Annotated in this window: 17 protein-coding genes and 1 pseudogene; 12 read left to right on the forward strand and 6 right to left on the reverse strand. The window is 43.1% G+C overall.

The window, feature by feature from the left end; all coding sequences use genetic code 11:
* Nucleotides 1-218, forward strand: a 218-nt coding sequence (locus AB4371_RS17405; protein ID WP_372150399.1) for a hypothetical protein, incomplete at its 5' end; no start/stop codon positions are given.
* A 69-nt stretch (nt 219-287) separates the two neighbouring features.
* Here AB4371_RS17405 and AB4371_RS17410 read toward each other — a convergent pair.
* Nucleotides 288-1,196, reverse strand: coding sequence for a S1 RNA-binding domain-containing protein (locus AB4371_RS17410; protein ID WP_372150400.1), 909 nt, complete (start codon nt 1,194-1,196; stop codon nt 288-290).
* Nucleotides 1,197-1,224: 28 nt separating this feature from the next.
* On the opposite strand from AB4371_RS17410, the gene AB4371_RS17415 reads away from it, so the two are divergent.
* Entirely contained in the window at nt 1,225-2,580 is a 1,356-nt protein-coding gene (locus AB4371_RS17415; protein WP_017063834.1) for a hypothetical protein, read from the forward strand.
* Between the two features lie 108 nt (nt 2,581-2,688).
* On the opposite strand, the gene AB4371_RS17420 is transcribed toward AB4371_RS17415, so the two are convergent.
* Complete coding sequence (locus AB4371_RS17420; RefSeq protein ID WP_017059696.1) at nt 2,689-3,174, reverse strand: PaaI family thioesterase; 486 nt, start codon at nt 3,172-3,174, stop codon at nt 2,689-2,691.
* A 159-nt stretch (nt 3,175-3,333) separates the two neighbouring features.
* Complete coding sequence (locus AB4371_RS17425; RefSeq protein WP_017066315.1) at nt 3,334-4,221, reverse strand: putative PEP-binding protein; 888 nt, start codon at nt 4,219-4,221, stop codon at nt 3,334-3,336.
* Between the two features lie 207 nt (nt 4,222-4,428).
* Between AB4371_RS17425 and AB4371_RS17430 the strand changes: the two genes are divergently transcribed.
* Both AB4371_RS17430 and AB4371_RS17435 read left to right on the forward strand, forming a co-directional pair.
* On the forward strand, nt 4,429-5,487 hold the full coding sequence (locus AB4371_RS17430; RefSeq protein WP_017059698.1) for a 3-deoxy-7-phosphoheptulonate synthase: 1,059 nt from the start codon (nt 4,429-4,431) through the stop codon (nt 5,485-5,487).
* Between the two features lie 12 nt (nt 5,488-5,499).
* On the forward strand, nt 5,500-5,982 hold the full coding sequence (locus AB4371_RS17435; protein WP_017063832.1) for a YajQ family cyclic di-GMP-binding protein: 483 nt from the start codon (nt 5,500-5,502) through the stop codon (nt 5,980-5,982).
* A gap of 187 nt (nt 5,983-6,169) precedes the next feature.
* On the opposite strand, the gene AB4371_RS17440 is transcribed toward AB4371_RS17435, so the two are convergent.
* On the reverse strand, nt 6,170-7,111 hold the full coding sequence (locus tag AB4371_RS17440) for an NAD(P)-dependent oxidoreductase (RefSeq protein WP_372150401.1): 942 nt from the start codon (nt 7,109-7,111) through the stop codon (nt 6,170-6,172).
* A 480-nt stretch (nt 7,112-7,591) separates the two neighbouring features.
* Here AB4371_RS17440 and AB4371_RS17445 point away from each other — a divergent pair, with 480 nt between their 5' ends.
* From AB4371_RS17445 to AB4371_RS17470, 6 genes are all read left to right on the forward strand, one after another.
* Nucleotides 7,592-8,620: an amino acid ABC transporter substrate-binding protein gene (locus tag AB4371_RS17445; RefSeq protein WP_017059701.1), complete on the forward strand. Its 1,029-nt coding sequence runs from the start codon at nt 7,592-7,594 to the stop codon at nt 8,618-8,620.
* Between the two features lie 71 nt (nt 8,621-8,691).
* Nucleotides 8,692-9,897: an amino acid ABC transporter permease gene (locus AB4371_RS17450; RefSeq protein WP_017066316.1), complete on the forward strand. Its 1,206-nt coding sequence runs from the start codon at nt 8,692-8,694 to the stop codon at nt 9,895-9,897.
* 1 nt (nt 9,898) lies between these two features.
* The gene (locus AB4371_RS17455) at nt 9,899-10,996 is read left to right on the forward strand and encodes an amino acid ABC transporter permease (protein WP_017059703.1); all 1,098 of its coding nucleotides are present in this window, start codon (nt 9,899-9,901) and stop codon (nt 10,994-10,996) included.
* A 22-nt stretch (nt 10,997-11,018) separates the two neighbouring features.
* Nucleotides 11,019-11,783, forward strand: a complete 765-nt coding sequence (locus AB4371_RS17460; protein ID WP_017059704.1) for an amino acid ABC transporter ATP-binding protein — start codon at nt 11,019-11,021, stop codon at nt 11,781-11,783.
* 282 nt (nt 11,784-12,065) lie between these two features.
* Nucleotides 12,066-12,731 carry a Bax inhibitor-1/YccA family protein gene (locus tag AB4371_RS17465; RefSeq protein WP_017057206.1) on the forward strand — a complete coding sequence of 222 codons (666 nt, stop codon included), beginning with the start codon at nt 12,066-12,068 and terminating at the stop codon, nt 12,729-12,731.
* A gap of 160 nt (nt 12,732-12,891) precedes the next feature.
* Entirely contained in the window at nt 12,892-13,221 is a 330-nt protein-coding gene (locus tag AB4371_RS17470; protein ID WP_017057205.1) for a TusE/DsrC/DsvC family sulfur relay protein, read from the forward strand.
* Nucleotides 13,222-13,280: 59 nt separating this feature from the next.
* Here the strand turns inward: AB4371_RS17470 and yccX are convergent, their stop codons facing one another.
* Nucleotides 13,281-13,568: an acylphosphatase gene (gene yccX / locus AB4371_RS17475; protein WP_017059706.1), complete on the reverse strand. Its 288-nt coding sequence runs from the start codon at nt 13,566-13,568 to the stop codon at nt 13,281-13,283.
* A gap of 88 nt (nt 13,569-13,656) precedes the next feature.
* Here yccX and AB4371_RS17480 point away from each other — a divergent pair.
* Both AB4371_RS17480 and AB4371_RS17485 read left to right on the forward strand, forming a co-directional pair.
* Nucleotides 13,657-15,055, forward strand: a pseudogene (locus tag AB4371_RS17480) (methyl-accepting chemotaxis protein).
* 128 nt (nt 15,056-15,183) lie between these two features.
* Nucleotides 15,184-16,377 carry a class I SAM-dependent methyltransferase gene (locus AB4371_RS17485; RefSeq protein WP_017059708.1) on the forward strand — a complete coding sequence of 398 codons (1,194 nt, stop codon included), beginning with the start codon at nt 15,184-15,186 and terminating at the stop codon, nt 16,375-16,377.
* Nucleotides 16,378-16,448: 71 nt separating this feature from the next.
* Here AB4371_RS17485 and AB4371_RS17490 read toward each other — a convergent pair whose 3' ends face one another.
* Entirely contained in the window at nt 16,449-21,746 is a 5,298-nt protein-coding gene (locus tag AB4371_RS17490) for an S-layer family protein (protein WP_102398649.1), read from the reverse strand.
* Nucleotides 21,747-21,778 lie beyond the last annotated feature (32 nt).

Genomic DNA, 21,778 nt, shown 5'->3' on the forward strand with positions numbered 1-21,778 from the left:
GCCATGCTCGGCGCACAACAAAAAGCCCAAACAACGTTAATTGTTTGGGCTTTTTCTATTCTATCGGCCATATAAGTCAGTGTGCGAGCGCTTGTAAATCAACAGCTAATTATATAAATATCAATTCAAGTCACTATTTCCAAAAAGAAAAATCGCACTTTAGAGAATCTAAACCAGACTTCAATCTAACAGTCAAAAGATTAAAACGATTAGCGTAGGCTCTTCGGAGCCCTTTCCCCTAAGCCCAAACAGGAAGGTTTGGGCTTTTTTTTGACCGACAGGCTCGCTTACTTAACTAAGCTGATACCTTCTTTGTCGATAGTGATCTTGCCAGATTTGTATAGACCACCAATTGTCTTCTTGAACGTACCTTTGCTGGTTCTGAATGCAGAGAAAATAACTTCAGGAGAAGACTTATCATTCAAAGGCAGGTAACCGCCTTTCTTCTCAAGCAGGTCAAGAACCTTAATGCTTAGGTCATCCATCTTAGCCACACCAACCTTCTGAAGAGACAAATCAATCTTACCGTCTTCTTCACGAACGTTTTTAATGTAGCCTTTTAGTGTTTTACCAATGAACAGCTTACCGATGATGTCAGATGGGAAAATCATACCCCAGTGTTCACCGTTCACGATCGCTTTGTAACCTAACTGGCTGCGCTCAGCGATAATGAGATCGACTTGCTCATTTTGCTTATAAGTCGCAGGCGTGTTGTCTAACCATTTGTTGAACTTCGTTGTACCAACGATACGGCTCGATGCTTTATCGATATACACATATACTAAGATTGACTGACCTTCGTTTAAACGGCCACGCTGCTCGCTGAAAGGAACAAGAAGGTCTTTACCTTTCACGCCCCAGCTCATGAATGCACCAGTGCTGTTAACACCTTCAACCGTCATCAAACCAAACTGGCCTACTTGAGCTATTGGTTTTTCAGTCGTTGCAGCGATCTGGTTGTCAGAATCTATGTATAAGAAAACATCTAGCTTTTGACCAATTTCAACACCTTCAGGAGTAAATCGTTTCGGCAGCAACACGGTTCCATAGTCGCTCGCGTCAAGGAATACACCGAAGTCTGCTTGTTTTACTACTTCTAAGTTGTTTATTTGACCAATATTAATCATCAAGGTTGTCTCTACTTTAAATTTGGCGGAGATTATACGTGATCTCTGATATGCTTTCGCTAGTTTCATTCATATTTTTACATTCTAGGAGACATCGTTGATCACCGTTGATAAACAAGATGCGATAACACTTAAAATTAACCATGCCATGGCTAAGACCAAAAAGCTCGACATGGACGTTTATCTATTCATTCCCGGTGAACTTGGACTGACTCCTGAAGTGCTTTCTGAAAGTGCCTTTTTCTACAGCTCAATCACTCAAAAACGTGCCTACTATAGTGACAAAACACTTTTACCTTTGGTACACAGTCGCTTGGCAAAACGTGGACGCTTATCTACAACACAGTATCGTGTCAGTTTGAGTCTGTTTGCCTACCAATATGTTATCGCGTTAGATAAAGCAGTCAGCAGCTTAAATAAAACTGATAGTGACGACGTAACGGCTGATGAAGTAGATGAAGTCATTGAATTGGCTTTAGATATCTTGAAGAAGCTACGCCGAAGCATCCCTTACGAAGAAAATCTCAAGCGCTACTACGCTAATATCGATAACTACCTATCTTGGTATACCGAGCAAAAGTTCCTATCGCTAGTTTCACACATGCCACGAGGTAGTGAGTATTCAACGATTAAAGAACGACTCTTAACGCTTTGTGATAAAGAGACCGCGCACCGTAAACTGAACCGCTACAACTCAGCAAGAGTTCGAGAAGACGTTACCCGCTTGAGTAACAAGATGCGTTTGCTGCGTCGTTTGATTGAACACCCTATCGTGCTTAAAGAAAAGACAACGTCGATGGGTAAGAACGTTAAGCGTGCCGTGAAAGGCATCGCGACCGGTTTGGTGATGGTTGTCGTGACCACTACTGTGATCTTGGCTCGTGACTTTCTTGGTGAGATTACCGCCTCTTTCATCGTGGCAATGTCTTTCATTTACGCACTGCGTGAGATCTTTAAAGATGACTTGAGAGACATCCTTTGGCGCTGGCTGCGTAAAGGCAAGCCAAAATGGAAGCGTCGTTACTATGATCCAACGACCAACAAGTCAGTAGGCCATAAACTGGAATGGTTGGACTACGCAAATTTTTCTAAGCTTGCAGATCGCATTCAGTCGATCCGTAAAAAGCGTGTGGTACAACGTGAAGAGCAAATCTTGCATTACCGCTCTCATACTGAGATGTCGACATCGACCTTTATGAGTGGTTATGAGGAGACTCGTGAAACGTTATCGATCAGCCTAAGAGCGCTGACACGGTTGATGGATAAAGGCTCAAACAAGATCTACCGCTTGAATGAAGGACAAGTGAGCCGCGAATCAGTAGAAAAGCGTCATCTTCTCAACCTGATCATTAAAGAGAACAACCATGATAACGAACCAACCTACTACCGTTGGAAGATCGTTATGAACCGTTCAAAAATAGTTGATATTGAGCAGATCACTCAAGAGTCATAGAGCCGTTATAAAGTTCTCTATAACGGTATGTGGAAACCATTCACATACCGTTGTTTTATCTCTTCAACGTTACCCATGACTTCTAAACCAAAATCTATTATTTAATCGCTATTTTCTTGAAGGGACTTTCTTAATTGAAAGCGTAAGCGTGAACTCCGCCATCGGCTCGTCACCATGTAAAGATGGGCAAGTCGCGATAATGGTTACGGGTTGATTGACCCGTTCTCCGGTCGACATGGTTTCTGCCAGCATAGTGTTGATCAGCTCACCGTCGTTACAAGTGAAATGCACATCACCTTCAGGGCGCTTCAAAAAGTTACCCGTCACCTCTTTAAAAGCCAACGAGATCTTTTCACCTTGCTGCTGAGATTTGCTCATCGCAAGAAACCCACCCGCAACATCCGCACCTACAGCCAAAACGCCAAAGTACATACTGTTAAGGTGATTCTTAGTACGCCTTCTAAGCGGGATTTTCACTTCAACATGTTGGTTGTCCAACGCGAGTAGTTTTGGTCGGCACAACCAGATAAGTGGGACTTTGAAAAAGCCAAACATGCTTAAGTAGAAATTTGCTTTTTGTAGAGGGGTCAACATTCGGATTACCTAGTCAAATCAGTCATCAGACCAGTTAATCGATTAGCGATAGAGATGTCAAAAAAATGTTACAAAAAAGAGATATCATCGCACAATGATATCTCTTTAATTCTCAAAGCATTAGCGCCTTAAGTCGGCTTATCAGGCAAGCTAATCGATTTACGCAGTCACGACCGTTTCTACGCATTCAAGATCAGCTATGTAACCTTGTAGACGTGGGTAATCCACTAAGCCTTGAGTTACTAGCAGCACTGGCTTCTTCGCGTTCAGGGTTGCTTTAACAATCATATCCAACAAGGTAATAACCGCTTCGTTTTGTGGATCAAAAGCGTGCTGCTGAGCTTCATTGTGTTTGTCTACGCCTAAAGTGAAAGACGCTAAGCTATCAACGTTTACCACTACACCATCGAAGTAATGCAGTAAACGTTCGCTCAGTAGCACTGCAGACGGCACATCGCACGAGAACAGTACTTTCAAACCGTTAAGGCCGCGTGGTAACCCTTGCTCGGCAAGCAGGTCAATAATCTTAGCGGCATCGCTTAACGCACGAACGTAAGGCACAACTACTTCAACGTTGATGCCCTGCTCACGTAATGCCTTAATAACCTGACATTCTAAAGCGAAAGCCTTGCTGTATTCTGGTGTCGCGTAACGAGCAACGCCACGAACACCTAGTGCAGGGTTAATCTCTTCTGCTTCACAGTTCCCGCCAAGCAGCGAACGGAATCCATAGCTGTCTGCACTGCTTAATGCGATACGAACAGAAGTGTGATTTGGCTGAACGGCAGCTTGAATGGCAATCACTAAGGTCGAAACAAAATGCTCATCGACTGTTTTATCGCCAAGGATCGCTTCTAAAGACGTTTTTTCAATATCAGTCAAAGTATCTAAGTGACTCTCGATACTTGGGTGGTAGAAGACACGATCCATCACTAATTCTGATAATGAAACGTATAAGTGGTTAGAATTATTATTATCGTTGTAAGAAGGCAGCACATCACCTAAGACGAGTTCTGGGTGCAAAGTGCTTTGATTTTCTTGAGTCATTGCTGCTCCAGCATTTTTATGTTGTGTTCAAACGAAAATACCGATAGCTGCCTGTTAATACAAGTGAAAATCCCTTATTTGACGCTGGCCTGCTGATAAAAATAAGAATATTAGCAATAACTGAGATAACTTTGACTCAATAGAGTTTATTCCTCTGTTCAATTCCGTTATCTTAACCACTCCGCAATAGAATAAAAAAGCTATCACATGCCATTAAAAACTGATGAGTTGAGAACCCAAGCTCTGGGTCCTATGCCAACTCCTGCCGAACTAGGCAATGCACACCCTATTACTGACGACGTTGCTGAGCGCATTAAAAATTCTCGCCGCCAAATCGAAGATATCCTAACTGGTCGTGATAACCGCCTATTAGTTATCGTAGGCCCATGCTCTGTTCACGATACAGATGCGGCACTTGATTACGCTGAGCGCCTAAGCAAAATTCAAGACCAGTACAAAGATGAACTGTTCGTTGTAATGAGAACCTACTTCGAGAAGCCTCGTACTGTTGTAGGTTGGAAGGGTTTGATTACAGATCCTAACCTTGATGGTTCATACGCACTTGAAACAGGCTTGAACAAAGCTCGTAAGCTTCTGCTAGATATCAACAAGCTTGGCCTCGCTACCGCGACTGAATTCCTTGATATGATCACAGGTCAGTACATTGCAGACCTTATCACTTGGGGTGCGATTGGCGCTCGTACAACTGAATCTCAGATTCACCGTGAAATGGCTTCTGCACTGTCTTGCCCTGTTGGCTTCAAGAACGCGACCAACGGCAACATCAAGATTGCTATCGATGCAATTCGTGCAGCACATGCTTCACACTACTTCTACTCTCCAGATAAGAACGGCCGCATGACGGTTTACCGTACTTCTGGCAACCCATACGGTCACGTTATTCTACGTGGTGGTGATAAAGGCCCTAACTTCGACGCTGAATCTGTAGATACTGCATGTAAGCAACTGGCTGAATTCGATCTACCTCAACGTTTGGTTGTAGACTTTAGCCACGCTAACTGTCAGAAGCAACACCGTAAGCAGTTAGAAGTTGCACAAGACATTTGTGAGCAAATTAAATCTAACAAGAACCAAATTGCAGGCATTATGGCAGAGAGCTTCATTATTGAAGGCAACCAGCCAATGACAGACATTAACAACCTAGAATATGGCAAGTCGATTACTGACCCATGCCTAAGCTGGGAAGATACTGCAACAATGCTAGACATGCTTGCAACAGCAATTAAAGATAGAAACTTAGCTTAAGGAAACAACACAATGCCATCATTTGACATTATCTCTGAAGTAGAAGCAGTAGAACTGCGTAACGCAGTAGACAACGCAAACCGTGAACTATCGACTCGTTTCGATTTCCGCGGCGTTGACGCAAGCTTTGATTACAAAGATGAATCAGTAAAATTGACTGCTCAAGACGATTTTCAACTGAAGCAAATGCGCGATATCCTTCGCAGCAACCTAACGAAGCGTAATGTTGATCCTAACGCGATGGAAGCGAAAGCGGCAGACCAAACAGGTCGCACTTGGCACCAAACGGTTATCTTTAAGCAAGGCATTGAAACTGATGTCGCTAAGAAGATCGTTAAGCTAATCAAAGACAACAAAGTTAAAGTTCAAGCTTCTATCCAAGGCGACAAAGTTCGTGTTACTGGTAAGAAGCGTGATGACCTACAAGCTGTTATGGCTCTAGTTCGCGGCGGTGAACTTGGTCAACCTTTCCAGTTTGACAACTTCCGCGACTAATTTTTGAGTTTGAGTGACCGCCTATTTGGGTTGCTCATTCATCAGCACAATGTCGTGTTTGAAATAGCAAAAAGCCACTTCTTTTGAAGTGGCTTTTTATTTATCTGGTCCAGCTTTAGTTTTATTCCGAGCCTCTAGCCGATTTCAAACAACCAGAAAGCTCTCATTTCAACTAGAAGCAATTACCTCAACTGAGTACTTGGGCTGCTGACAATTTTAGATCTTTGCCGACCAACAGATTAAACTCTACGCTTTCTGGTGGAATAAACACACACACTCGTAATTTCTCTGCTCTTGCTTGCTCAAGCTTTGTTGATAGCTCTCCGCTGTTGGCGTAGCTCTCTCTTTCTGCATCTCGGCGGCACAGGTCGATAAATTCAAATGGACAATCGCTCGGTGAAAGTACGAGCTCTGCCTCCTGCATCAAACGTAAAGCCTTCATAGACAGCAGCTCGACATCTTGCTCGAATTCAATCCAAGTGACCTGCCCTTCGCTATCAATGCCTTCGGTTAGCGCTTGCTGGTAGTAAGACTCTAACTGCTCTCTGTCATTCACCTGCTCGATAAAGCTGGATGACAAGAAACGCTCCCAAAATTTACGACGCTCGTCGACGGTTGGGAATGACTCTTTGATTGAATTGCGTTTTGATGCACCGAAGTCTGCTATCAAACCTATGTTTTGTGGCAATACCGTTTCGAGTTTTTCTCTGATATTTCTTACTAAAACAGGTGATGCCCCGCCACTAGAGATGGCAATTTGGATTCTGCCGCGATTTATCATCGAAGGTGTGATGAAGTCGCAGTAAGGAAGATCGTCAACCACATTGACTAAAATGCCCAGTTTTTTCGCATCATTATACACTTGGTGATTCAAGCTTGGGTTGTCTGTTGTGGCCCAAACCTGCAAGTAATTTTTCGATATGATCTGTGACGAGTAAAAGTTTTGAACCCAGTGAAGCTTGTTCTCGTCCACAAGCTGCTTTAAGTAAGGCGCTACCTTGGGAGACACCAAAGTCACATCCGCTCCCGCTCGTAGTAAGCTATCGACTTTACGGCAAGCAACCTCACCCCCACCAACCACTAAGATTGGCTTATTTTCTACATCCAAAAACATTGGGAAATAACGCATGTTCTTCCTTGAGACTACTTCAATAACTATTCAGCCATGCTACCAAATTTGGAGCATATTCATAACTATCGAAGTGTAATAAAAATATTTATTGACCAAATTTCAACATTTCTTAAGTTTAATATTTCATCATTGTGATGTTGATTCAGAATATTTATCTAGTCGATTATCAATATAAAAATCTAAATCTCGTTGCACCAACAGTGTGAACCGTTGCACTATTTACATTCACTTAACATTTAGTCATTCTAATTGTGTTCGGATTTGTGATTTCATTCAAAATTCTTTTTAAATTATACATTTGTGAAACTACGGATCCTTTCCTAACCTTATAAACAGTTGTTTAAATCGCACACAGTTTCATTTGCAAAATGCAACTCGTTTAATTTGAATAACAAGGTCATAGAAAACGCAACACATAAGAGAAACTCAAACGAGCACGAGTATCAGGTGTCACCTGGTTAACAAGGAAGGATACAAATGACAAATAAACTAACACTTCTTGCTTCAGTAGTAGCTGCATCAACTGCGATGATGGCAACATCGGCATCAGCGGCAGAAAGCACTCTGGACAAAGTCACATCTCAAGGTTTTCTAACTTGTGGTGTAAGTACCGGTCTTCCAGGGTTCTCTAACCCTAACTCAAAAGGTGAATGGGAAGGAATTGATGTTGAGTATTGTCAAGCTCTTGCAGCGGCTGTACTCGGTGACAAGACTAAAGTTAAGTATGTACCTCTAACAGCAAAAGAGCGTTTTACTGCGCTTCAATCTGGCGAAATCGACGTACTATCTCGTAACACAACATGGACATTACATCGTGACACTGCTCTAGGTCTGAACTTCGTAGGCGTTAACTACTACGATGGTCAAGGCTTCATGGTTAAGAAAGAACTTGGCCTAACAAGTGCTCAAGAGCTTGATGGCGCTTCTGTATGTGTTCAATCAGGTACAACAACTGAACTTAACCTAGCCGACTACTTCCGTAACAGTGGCATGTCTTACAAGCCAGTGGTATTCGATACGGCAGCACAAACATCGAAAGGTTTCGACGCAGGTCGTTGTGACGTACTAACAACTGACCAATCTGGTCTATACGCACTTCGCCTAAACCTAGCTGATCCTAAATCTGCAGAAGTACTTCCTGAAATCATCTCTAAAGAGCCTCTAGGCCCTGTTGTTCGTCAAGATGATGATCAATGGTTTAACGTTGCTAAGTGGACACTTTCAGCAATGATTAACGCGGAAGAATACGGCATCTCTTCTAAAAATGCAGACGAAATGCTTAAGTCAAAAGATCCAAACATCAAACGTATTCTTGGTGTAGACGGTCCTAAAGGTAAAGGCCTTGGCATTCGCGACGACTGGGGTTACCAAGTAATTAAGCAAGTTGGTAACTACGGTGAGAGTTTTGAGCGTACTGTTGGTACAGGTTCTCCACTTCAAATCTCTCGTGGTGTAAATGCATTATGGAATGCGGGCGGCTTTATGTACGCTCCACCAATCCGTTAATAAATTTTCAAGCATCAATTAGGGCGGAGTTTTCCGCCCTATTTATTAAATGGATTTGAGGTTATAGTAGTATGAAACCTAATGAAACTATTTCTCCAGCTCAGGCAAAGCCACAGCCCAAAAGTGCCAACTTATTTTACAACCCCACTTTTCGCTCCATCATTTTCCAAATTATCGCCGTCGGGGCGCTTTGTGCTTTCTTTTACACGATTGTAAATAATGCACTCACAAACTTAGATTCCCGTGGTATCACCACTGGTTTTGATTTTCTCTCCCAAGAAGCTGGTTTTGGTATCGGCTTAACACTGATTGAATACGACGAGACCTTCTCATACGGTCGTACATTCTTTATCGGTCTTCTCAATACCGCTTTGGTTTCAGTACTCGGCATCATGCTAGCGACAGTGCTGGGCTTTAGTATGGGTATCGCTAGACTCTCTTCAAACTGGCTAGTTAGCCGATTTGCAGCTGTCTACATTGAGATATTCCGAAATATCCCTCTGCTATTACAAATCTTTTTCTGGTATTTCGCCGTTCTACAAGCCTTGCCTTCTGCTCGTCAAAGTATGAGTCTAGGTGAAGCAATTTTCTTGAACGTACGCGGGTTGTACTTCCCTGCTCCAGTCTTTGAGCAAGGCAGTAGCATTGTCATCGCATCATTGATTGTCGGTATTATCGCTACGTTTATTATCAACATCTGGGCTAAGAACAGACAGAAACTGACCGGCCAACAAACACCGATGTTGCGAATTGCAGCTGCGTTGATTTTAGGCTTACCGTTGATAACTTACTTTGTTATGGGCATGCCTATCTCTGCAGATTACCCTGTGTTGAAAGGGTTTAACTTCAAGGGTGGTGTTACTATAATCCCTGAGCTTGCTGCATTGATGCTCGCTTTAAGTATCTATACAGCAGCGTTCATTGCTGAGATTGTTCGTTCAGGTATTAACGCGGTAAACCATGGGCAAACTGAGGCTGCGATGTCTCTAGGCATCCCACGTTCTAGAACTCTAAAGCTTGTCATTATTCCACAAGCATTAAGAATCATTATCCCACCACTAACCAGTCAGTATCTAAACCTGACCAAAAACTCATCACTTGCGATGGCCATTGGTTATCCTGATCTTGTCTCTGTATTTGCAGGAACAACACTTAACCAAACTGGACAAGCTATCGAAGTAATCGCGATGACAATGGGCGTCTACCTAACCTTGAGCCTATTAACGTCCGCTCTAATGAACATATACAACCGCAAAGTAGCGTTGGTGGAGAGATAAGATGAGTACACATCAATTTCAACCTGATCTTCCGCCTCCAGCGAATACCGTTGGGCCAGTCGGTTGGTTAAGAAAAAATCTATTTAATGGACCTATTAACAGCGTCGTCACTGTGATTCTTGCTTACTTTGCTTTCACCCTATTATGGGCAATAGCGGATTGGGCATTCATCAGTGCCGACTGGATAGGAACCACACGCGATGCCTGTACTAGCGAAGGCGCTTGTTGGGTTTTTATCAGCGTTCGTTGGGATCAATTCATGTATGGCTTCTACCCAGAAGCTGAGCTGTGGCGACCTCGCCTCTTCTACGCAACGTTGGCCATTTTTGTAGCCTTACTGGCTTATGAAAAAACACCTAAACGTACGTGGATTTGGTTGTTCTTCGTCAACATCTACCCATTTATCATTGCCGGCTTGCTATACGGTGGCGTCTTTGGGTTAGAAGTTGTTGATACCCATAAATGGGGCGGCCTATTGGTTACACTGGTCATCGCACTTGTTGGTATTGTAGTGTCACTCCCTATTGGTGTTGCACTTGCTCTTGGGCGTCGCTCAGAGATGCCGATCATTCGCAGTATGTGTACCGTATACATCGAAATTTGGCGTGGCGTACCGCTCATTACAGTTCTATTCATGGCTTCAGTAATGCTGCCACTCTTTTTATCAGAAGGGACAGAAACCGATAAGCTCATTCGAGCACTTGTAGGGGTAGTTCTATTCAGTGCAGCCTACATGGCCGAAGTAATTCGAGGTGGTCTACAAGCAATACCAAAAGGCCAATACGAAGCAGCTGATGCTCTGGGGTTAAGCTACTGGAAAAAGACTGGGCTTATCATTCTACCTCAAGCTCTTAAAATCACGATTCCTTCAATTGTGAACACCTTCATTGGTTTGTTTAAAGATACCAGTCTTGTTTTGATTATTGGTATGTTTGATGTACTAGGAATTGGCCAAGCCGCGAATACCGACCCTGAATGGCTTGGGTATTCAACAGAAAGTTATGTATTTGTCGCGTTAGTGTTCTGGGTGTTTTGTTTTGGCATGTCGAGATATTCGATATGGCTAGAAAACAGACTTCACACCGGTCACAAACGATAATTAACAAGATCAAGGACGTATTATGACGCAGCAGACAGAAAACAACTCTCAAGGTCTTATGATCGAGTTGAAAGACATGAACAAGTGGTACGGTGAATTCCACGTACTTAAGAACATCAATTTAGAAGTTAAAAAAGGCGAGAAAATCGTTATCTGTGGCCCTTCAGGCTCTGGTAAATCAACGATGATCCGCTGCATCAACCGATTAGAAGAGCACCAAAAAGGTCATATCTTCGTTTCAGGTAATGAATTAACGGAAGACCTAAAGAACATCGAAGCCGTGCGTAGAGATGTCGGCATGTGTTTCCAACACTTCAATCTGTTTCCACATCTGACGGTATTAGAGAACTGTACTCTGGCTCCAATCTGGGTCAAAAAGATGCCAAAAGAAGAAGCCGAAGCGATTGCAATGAAGTACCTAGAGCGCGTAAAAATCCCTGAGCAAGCGGACAAGTTCCCAGGTCAGCTTTCAGGTGGTCAACAGCAGCGTGTAGCTATCGCTCGCTCTTTGTGTATGAACCCTCAAGTGATGCTGTTTGATGAGCCAACGTCGGCGCTCGATCCAGAAATGGTTCGTGAGGTGTTAGACGTAATGGTTGAGCTTGCAGAAGAAGGCATGACGATGCTTTGTGTAACGCACGAGATGGGCTTTGCTAAAGAGGTCGCGGATCGCGTTATCTTCATGGATGCCGGTGAAATCATAGAAGAGAACAACCCTGTCGATTTCTTTGAAAACCCACAATCAGACAGAACGCAGAACTTCTTAAGCCAAATCTTACACCACTAATATGTTATGATGCATAAACTACAGAGGCGGCTTAGGTCGCCTCTTTGTTTTCAGTGTTATAATTAGTTTTTCAAGATTATAAACAGCGATTCAGTGCGATTAAAATTGAACAACGAACCTTAACTGCACTTTAAGAAATACTTTGTTACACCTTCAGAAACACTTAACCGACTATTTTGATTATTATTTTACGTATACAAGAGGAATGAGAGACTTGATTTTTCGAACTTTCACCCCCATAAATGTACTAATAACTATTGAAGTCACCTTACGAGGAAGATTATGAACAGCCCTATGTTTTCACGCACAGCATCTCAAGAAAGTGCTCTGCAAACCAATAAAGTGTTGCGTAACACCTACGCATTACTGTCTATGACACTACTTTGGTCTGCTGTTGTAGCAGGCGTATCCATGGCGATGAACCTTCCTCGCCCGGGTCTTATTATCATGCTAGTTGGCTTCTACGGCCTACTTTTCCTAACAGAAAAGAACCGTGACAACAGCATGGGTCTAGTCTTCACATTCCTATTTACAGGTTTCTTAGGCTACACCATCGGTCCAATCTTAAACATGTACGTTGGCGCAGGCATGGGTGATGTCATCCTAACTGCACTTGGCGGTACAGCACTGGCGTTTATGGGCGCATCAGCTTACGCACTAACAACTAAGCGTGACCTGTCGTTCCTTAATGGCATGCTATTAGCTGGTTTCGTAGTACTACTTGTAGGTATGGTTGCAAACATCTTCCTACAAATGCCTCTACTATCATTGGCAATGAGTGGTATGTTCATCCTGTTCTCGACTGGTGTTATCTTGCTTACAACGCAAAACATCATTCGTGGCGGTGAAACAAACTACATCTCTGCAACGATCAGCTTGTACGTATCGATCTACAACATCTTCATCAGCCTACTAAGCATCCTAGGCATCATGGGCAGCGACGACTAATCGTTCCCATCATTGAAGAATATCTAGCCCAAGAGCCTACCTCTTGGGCTTTTTTGTATCTATAAGTACGATATTTCATTGGATAGCTACAATTTCTGTTGAGAAAGACAAACTTGGTCATGTACCCTATCCGCATAGTTAATTGGATTCTGGATTAAACATGTTTGAATATAACGGCAAGCAAATCGAAACCGACGCTCAAGGCTACCTATTGGATTACACGCAATGGGAAGAAGGCATGATTGAAATTCTTGCTCAAGACGAGGCGATTGAACTTACAGATGCACACTTAGAAGTCGTACATTTTGTAAGGAGCTTTTACGAAGAGTTCAACACCTCACCAGCGGTTCGCATGCTCGTTAAAGCAATGGAAAAAGCTCACGGCCCAGAAAAAGGCAATAGTAAGTACCTTTTCAAGTTATTCAAAAAAGGCCCTGCAAAACAAGCGACCAAGCTCGCCGGTTTACCTAAACCAGCAAAGTGCTTGTAAAACCTAACCCGCTTTAGGTCATTAAGTTACGTTCAATATAAAATACTGTAGTGCTACAACTACAGTATTTTAAACGCCCCTATGCGTACGTCCTGGCGCTCACTATCTTTAACTTGATGCATCACAACGTTGTCTACTGTTGCGCTCGAAGGGCCAATATAGAGCCAAGCATGTAACTTCTCTATTTGTTGACTCTCTCCGACAACTAACACTTCAACTCGACCATCATTTAAGTTCTTTGCATAACCTGAGAGACCCATAGCTTGCGCCTGCCTACTGGTGTGGTAACGGAACCCAACACATTGAACTACGCCTGACACGACAAAAATATATTGTGAACTTTCCATAACGTTGCCTCATAAATTATATGAATGATATAGTCGAGTTTCTATTCATTCACCGCTTATTGGTGGACTTACTTCGAGTATAACGATTATGAAAGAAATCCCATTTCGTTGGATTGACAAATATCTCATTCACCTAAAAATCCAAGAAAAGTTCTATCTACTCTTCTTATTGCCTCTTCTCGCCCTGGTTATATTAACTCTCGTTTTAGATAGTGCCGCGGACTCTTTACTTGCTCACCTTTATCAAGAAGAAATGCTCTTGATGAAAGGGCTTATCGAAGCGGGTCAACTCACTAAAGATCAAGTAACTCAGCTTGTCAGCAGTTCTGAAACCATCTCTTTAGGCTACGGTGCTGGTTCTGTTTCAGTAATGAATGGTGCGTTCAGCCTAGTTGCCAACCATGACCAAAACCTTTGGTCTGCTCTATCGACGACTCAGGTTTCTATCATCGCTGTAACCTTAACGCTTATTGCACTAGGTGTTTACTACATTATGACCTTCATTGGCGGCGCGATGTTCTCAATGAACAAAGCTCTGAACACCCTAGCGAATGGCGACTTAACTTGCCGCATGAACTACTTCTTAGTTCGTGACGAGTTCAGTGAAATCGCGATTACAATCGATAAAGTCGCTGAACGTGAACAAAACATGGTTCTATCAATCCAAGAGTCTGTCGCTCTCATGCAGCAAATCAGCTCGGACTTGAACCAGTCTACACAACAAAGTTCAGACATCTCAGGTAACCAACAGGAACACCTGAATAGCTTGGCAAGTGCAACGGAACAAATGGCAGCTACCATTCGCGAAGTCGCTACCCTTGCTCATGCGTCTAGCTCACAAACGATGGACGCTCGCGGCGTTGCTCAGAGCGGTCAAGTCAAGGTTTCAAATACATTGGAGTCTATCTCTAGCCTATCTCAAGAGATCCAATCCGCTTCACAAGCAGTAGAAGAGCTGGATGCCAGCGCAGATCGATGAAGTAGTCACAACCATCAACGGTATTTCTGAACAGACTAATCTGTTGGCGTTGAACGCCGCTATCGAAGCCGCACGTGCTGGCGAACAAGGTCGTGGATTTGCTGTTGTTGCCGATGAAGTTCGTGCCCTTGCCGGTCGTACTCAGCAAGCAACGGTTGAAATCCAAAGCATGATTGAATCATTACAACGTAACAGTCAATCACTGACCAAGCTGATGGAAGTCACGGTGAACAATGCTAACGAAGGCCAAACACTGATGTCAGAAGTGAACGTCGAGATCGGTTCATTAGCGGAAAAGAACCAGTCTATTTCAGATAGCAGCACTCAAATTGCTACCGCGGCTGAAGAACAAGGCGTAGTCGCTGACAACATTGCACAAAGTGTTGAAGAGATTCGTCATCAGTCAGACAGTATCTGCGAGATGATCAGTAAGAGTAATTCCAATGTTGACCAACTTCGTAAACAAAGCGATACGATGGAAGGTTTGCTGACAGGTCTTAAAGCTTAATACTGATATCCACCACAATGTGTTGATTAATCATTACTAGGGCTGCTTCTGCAGCCCTTTCTTATTTGCTTTTCACCTGCACTTCCCCGACAATACCCCTCCTTCAAATTCAACAAACAGAGTAAATTATGACTCCTTCAATTCATCTAGCTAAAGGCCGAGATAAATCACTACGCCGCAAACACCCTTGGGTATTTTCACGCGGTATCGATAAGGTCGAAGGCGAACCAAAACAAGGTGAAACTGTAGACGTATATGCTCAAAATGGTCAGTGGCTTGCAAAAGCGGCTTACTCACCAGAATCTCAAATTCGAGCTCGTGTTTGGACATTTGAAAAAGAAGAGATCAACAAGGCGTTCTTCGTAAAACGAATTCAAGACGCACAGTCTTTACGAGAAGACATTATCGAACGTGATGGTCTAACGGGCTACCGCCTAACGGCCGCAGAGTCTGATGGCTTACCAGGTATCACAATCGACAAATACCAAGACTTTCTTGTTTGCCAACTGCTAAGTGCTGGCGCTGAGTTTAACAAAAGCGTATTGGTTGAAGCGTTAATCGAGTGCTTCCCTGACTGCAACATCTACGAGCGTTCAGACGTGGCAGTTCGTAAGAAAGAAGGCCTAGAACAAGTTGTCGGCGTTCTTCATGGTGAAGAGCCACCAAAATCTATCGTGATTGAAGAAAATGGCGTTAAAATCAGCGTGAACATTATGGAAGGCCACAAAACAGGCTTCTACATGGACCAACGTGATAGCCGCAAAGAATCTATGAAGTACGTTAAAGGAAAAGATGTCCTTAACTGCTTCTCATACACAGGTGGTTTTGGCCTTTACGCGCTTAAAGGCGACGCGAAGCGTGTTATCAACGCTGACGTATCTCAACTAGCTCTTGATACAGCTAAATTCAACGCTGAACTTAATGAGTTTGATATCTCGAAAAAGCGCGCTGTATTCCTAAATGCTGATGTCTTCAAACTGCTTCGTGAATACCGTGACCAAGGCACTAAGTTTGACGTAGTGATCATGGATCCACCAAAGTTTGTTTCAAGCAAGAATAACTTAACTTCAGGTGCTAACGGCTACAAAGACGTTAACATGCTTGCGATGCAAATCCTGAAACCAGGTGGCACTCTACTGACCTACTCTTGCTCTGGCTTAATGGGTACTGATTTGTTCCAAAAAATCATCGCAGATGCAGCATTAGATGCAGGCCGCACTGTTAAGTTCGTAGAACGCTTCGAACAAGCAGCCGACCACCTAACAGACACAGCCTACCCAGAAGGTTTCTACCTGAAAGGTTTTGCTTGTAAGGTTCTTTAATCTTAGTGCTTTAGAATCTAGCTTTTATAGCAAACAAGATCTATTAAAAAAGGGCCTTTCGGCCCTTTTTGTTATTGTTCTGGTAAATTCACGAAGAGTTGATTAACCAAGTTACTTAAGTCGCTACTAATCACGCTGCCATCGCCTTGGGCATTCACTGAGTCAAATTGATTTCCCGTATTGTCGAGTACAATTGTTTGTGTTTGACCGCTGTTGCTCGCATCTTCAGAGATAGTAATCACTAAATCCTTATCCCCGCCACCATTATCGACTTTTTCAATCGTGATATGGTCAAGTAAATCTGACATTGAATTTTCCGTTGGCAATAACTGCGATATATCTAAGTGATCTTGGCCTAAAGCAAAGTCGGTTATTGTATCAATATCGCCTTGGAACGGCTGGTCAACCCACTGGAACAAATCATCACCGCTGCCACCAGTCAAGATGTCATCACCTAACCCACCAATTAATAGATCATCACCCTCTCCACCATCAAGAAGATCATTACCATTATCTGCAACCAAGACATCATCACCACCTTCCCCATAGAGTTTGTTTGTATGGTTATCAATTACAGCAATCGCTCCACCGTTATTATCTGATTCATACGTACCATTTAATACTGAGCCATCATTCAAAACCACTTCAAAAGATGCACCTATAAAGCTACTGCCTTGATCTCTACCAAAATTGTCAGTATCGAATGTGAACCAAAACTCATCATCGCTTGTAAAATCACCATCAACAAAATTAGCAATCAGTACTGAAGAATCCGAGTCCATCGCATCCCAAATATTATCAGTTTGCTCGATGCCTTTTGACTCTGTTTGGTATAAAGGGTTTAGGCTATCACTGATATCCCAGTTAGCATTGTTGTCGATACTACTCAAGTCAATACTAATTTGCATTACGGACAAACTAGCAGCCAAGCTAGACAATACGAATCCGTATTGATTAGCGGTATTGTAAGTATCACCGGAACGAACGGTTGCAGTAACGGTTGCCAACTCAACTAATCTATCAGTCGGCTTACCTATAATAATATCATCAGCTTGTGTTCCTGATAAAACAGAACTGTCGACAAAATTCACTTCAACATCAGCGCTATCTGAAACGCCATTTCCATCAATCACATAACTGAACTCATCACCACTTTCAGCATTTTCTAAAATAACAGCTTCCTCATTTAGAGTAACTGTAGCCTCAGAGCTTTCGACACTAGAAACAATCGTATCTGAAGTTATTGCGTCTGAGTGCGTAAGATAATCAGTATCAATAGACAATGGAGAGTCACTGTTCAAATTAGTAATAATATTATTTACGTTCGCATCGACGGTCGCATAGTAATCGATATTAAGCGTTAATTTTAGAGAGTCCTGATCTCCATCCCCATCTTCAACCTGCACTTGAATAACTTCACTCTCGTTTAATACATTTCGGTCAACGACAATACTGTAATAATATTCACCGGAATCGAAATTAATCCTAAACTCCCCGCCTAACGCGGTTGAAACTGTAATTTCAGGTGAACTCACATCATACTCATAAGTGATACCGTCGATGACAATCGATGTTATTGATACACCGTCAGCTCCTTCTAAAATACCGCCTTCAGTGTCAAACAACTTAACGTCACCACTAATACTGTTGTTGTCAAAATACTCTAAAACTGTATTGGTCAAATCATCAGCATCATCAACCACAACAGCATAATTGCTATCATCATCGTCAGGATCAGGAGAATGCGCGATAGGCGTTAGCTCATCTAGTGGTGCGTTGCCGATACCTATAGCAAAAGAAATATCATAGTTTGATGATTCTAAGTAGCTATTCCAACTGTTTTGAAGAGTTGAACCCACGCTAAACCCATTATTAGGCTCACCATCTGAAATAAAGTACACAAAACTCTGATCAGAAGTTGGTAAATCACCACTGTCCATTACTTTTTCTAGTGCATCGCTATATCGTGTTCCACCGTTAGCTTGCAAGGATTCAAGATACGTAACCACCTGAGCGACATCGTCTGATAGCCAACCAGAATTGACTATATTATTACCTGAGAAAGTAACTATTTGAACATTGACATCACCGGTATCATCAACTTCGCTAACGAGAGCCGTCAAGGCTTCAATTGCCGTTTCTAGGTAGCTTTTCCCATTACCAGCTGAATAGTCCATACTACCTGACAAGTCGAGAGCAAAAGTCAAATTTGTTGTTATAGGGTCTGATGTGGTCGTTAAGTTGCGTTCAACGTCACTGACAATAGGCACATCATCAACGATATTAATATTAAGCTGCGCACTATCCGTAACACCAACGCTATTTGATATTGTGTAACTAAAACTATCTACAACATCATCACCGATTGATGTGTTAGTTAATTCATATTCAAAGTCCCCTGAACGGAAGCCATTAGAATCATCAGTATATACAGTCAACGTACCGTAAGATGTAGTAACAACCACGATTCCATTTACTGGTGCCTGACCGTTAACTGCACTAATTAACGTAGAACTACTAACGCCACTATCATTGTCAAGGATATTGCCGGTCACAGTACTTGCGTCACTATTAGCATCAGTACCCGATTCAAGACCAGCTTCATATACCTCTTCGCTATTATCTTTAGCTACTGGTAATGAGTCTTGTGTAACTGTCAATTGAGCTGAAGACTCACTACCATCAGCATCAGTCAACTCGTATTGGAACGTATCTTGATTAGCCGAGCCTACGCCGTATTGAACCTCAACACTCTCTACCATAAAGTTATTGGTAGTACCTGTATAAAGCACCACAGTTTCAAAACCACTATCAGAAGCAATAGTTAAGTCGTTACTACTTATAGTACCACTATCAACTAGCGAACCCTGATTGTCGTATGCCTTCCAGAACACTTCTTCACTGTCAGCAACGCCATTCAAAGTAAAGTTAGCGACAGAAACCTCGCCGCTAAACTTAGTAACCAATGCCTCGTCATAACGTATTTGATCGCCGTTTCCTTCGGAGTTGGCGTAGTAGATACCAACCTTACTGTTGATCTCGACTACACTGGCAGAGTTACTGTTTAGGTTAGTAACATCAACTTGTTGATAATCGTTATAAGCATACAGCTCAATACCATTATTATTAAGCATGTCGTTTGTTGAAAACGACTTCACTTGACCTTCAGCTTGAGTTGATTGGTAGCTATAGCTGCCGTCTTGATTAAACGTAGCAATAGCCGTACCTGTGTCAATGACGATCTCACCGTTATTGTTCCATTCATTGTATTTCTGGCCATCGAAAGTAATACTGGTTACTTTCGTAATATCACTACCTAAGTCATCCTTACCTGAACCGTCGTTTTCACCAGAGATCAAGTTACCGAAGCCGAAACCGCCAAAGCCAACACTATCAAAGTCGTCAACTGCAGTCGGTCCACTATCCGTAACCGCGATTTCGATCTCAGTCCAATTGGAGTTTCCTTTGCCATCAGTAACTAAATAATAAATGGAATCAGTTATTGCTACGCCTTGAGTATGATCCTGGCCTTGAGGAGCTTGATAACTAAATGAACCATCATCATTTATAGTTACCGTCCCACCTAAACTTGTAAAGAACGTCGAACCTGGAGAGGATATATCAACCTCATTTGTACCAGACGAGTCACTTGCTAGCGAAAGAACAGCCAAATTCGTGTCATCGTTATCAACATCATTAACTAACAACTGATCAGGAGTAAAGGTGACTGTGCTACCTTCTTCGAGAGTTGCGGTATCTGGATTTCCGCTAGGAGCGTCATTACTACCAATAATATTAATATTTGCTGTCGCAGTATCTGTTGCGCCATGTTCATCTGTAATTGTATATGTGAAGCTCTCAGTAGTTAGTTCCCCAGCTTGCAAGTAATCATAGACGTCGTTGGTGTCATAGTCGTAAGTCCCATCGGCATAAATAGTAAGCAATGCGCCACTTGGAAGAGTAACAACTGAACCATTAGTAATCGTTTGGCCATTTACAGCGGTCAATGAAAAGGTATCATTTTGATCATCGATATCGTTTGCAAGAAGTCCTGCATTAGCGTCGGTCACAGAGACGCCGTCGTCTTCATCAGCAATGATCGCACCATCACCTAGATCTATTCCGGTAACGCTAATTGAAGATAAGACATAATCAGAAGAATCCCCAACTCGTACACCATTCGAATCTGCTTCGAAGACTAACGTATCAAATACAATATCACCGGTGTCGATGTTAAAGTCGCCCGTAGAAGCGCCAGAATCCGTTTTGAATACTCCTGAAGCGACAAGCTCTCCATTATAATATGCAGACCAAGCACCTTGTTCTCCTTCATTTTCACTACCAAAAAGTCGTGAAACGCTAAAATCGACATTATTAGCTAGCTCACTAAATTCAAATTTAATTTTTTCAGAGGTGTCAGATCCAGGATCATATTCAATCTGATCAGCAATTTGTCCGCTATCCCTAATAGAGCCTGCGACACCAATTCCAAAGCCACTTAATTCAGATATAGCCCCTGATGTCTCATTACCATCGGAGTCATAAGTGATGGCTTCAATCGAGAACAGAGGTTGGCCATCACTTCCAGTTGGAATCGTAATACCATCAGTAAAATCGGCAGAAACAGTGTATTCCTGGCTTAACGAACCATCATCTATAGCGTCAACAGAGTTATAAGTTGGTGTATCGCTGTCAACCGCCGTCGCATTGTCGCTATCGGTCGCCGTTAGGCTCACCGCTGGCAGTGTCTCGCCTGCATTCACCGCGTCAACACCCGCTTGCGTCAGTACCACATCGGTGCCGCTGATCGCGTAGTAACCATCGGTGTTTGTGCCCGGGGTGAAGGCAACACTTGGTGTGCCGTCTTCTTCATCCGACGCCGTGAACGTCGCCACCACGGTATCTACCGCCGCGTCGTTTTCATTGAACGCTGCCTCTGCCACCACATCGATGGTTGGGCCGTCATTCACGCCCGTCACCACTGGGGTATCGCTGTCTGTGCCTGTCAGGCTGCTGTCATTGGTCTGAGTCACCGTCAGATCGATGGTATCTAAGTCTTCACCCGCATTGATGGCGTCTACACCATCTTGCGTCAGTTTCACCTGACCCGTTGTCGTATCTAACGTGTAGTGGTCGTTGACATTGCTACCTGGCGTGAAGGTAACTGTTACCTCATCGCCTTCTTCGTCAGACGTCACGTACGTGCCCGCTACGTCGCCCACAGCTGCGCCATCGTCTTCTGTGAAGTCGATCGCTGACACAGTGATTTCCGGCGCGTGATTAATATGAACTTGTGCCGAATCTGTAACGTCTAATAATTCAAAGTTCCCGCCGTTGGTTAAAGATACTGTTAGGATTTGATCTTCCAAAACTGTAAAACTTGTTGAAGTCACTTCCGCGC

It is taken from the genome of Vibrio sp. 10N.261.51.A3, assembly GCF_041471965.1.
GTDB classification, from domain to species: domain Bacteria; phylum Pseudomonadota; class Gammaproteobacteria; order Enterobacterales; family Vibrionaceae; genus Vibrio; species Vibrio crassostreae_C.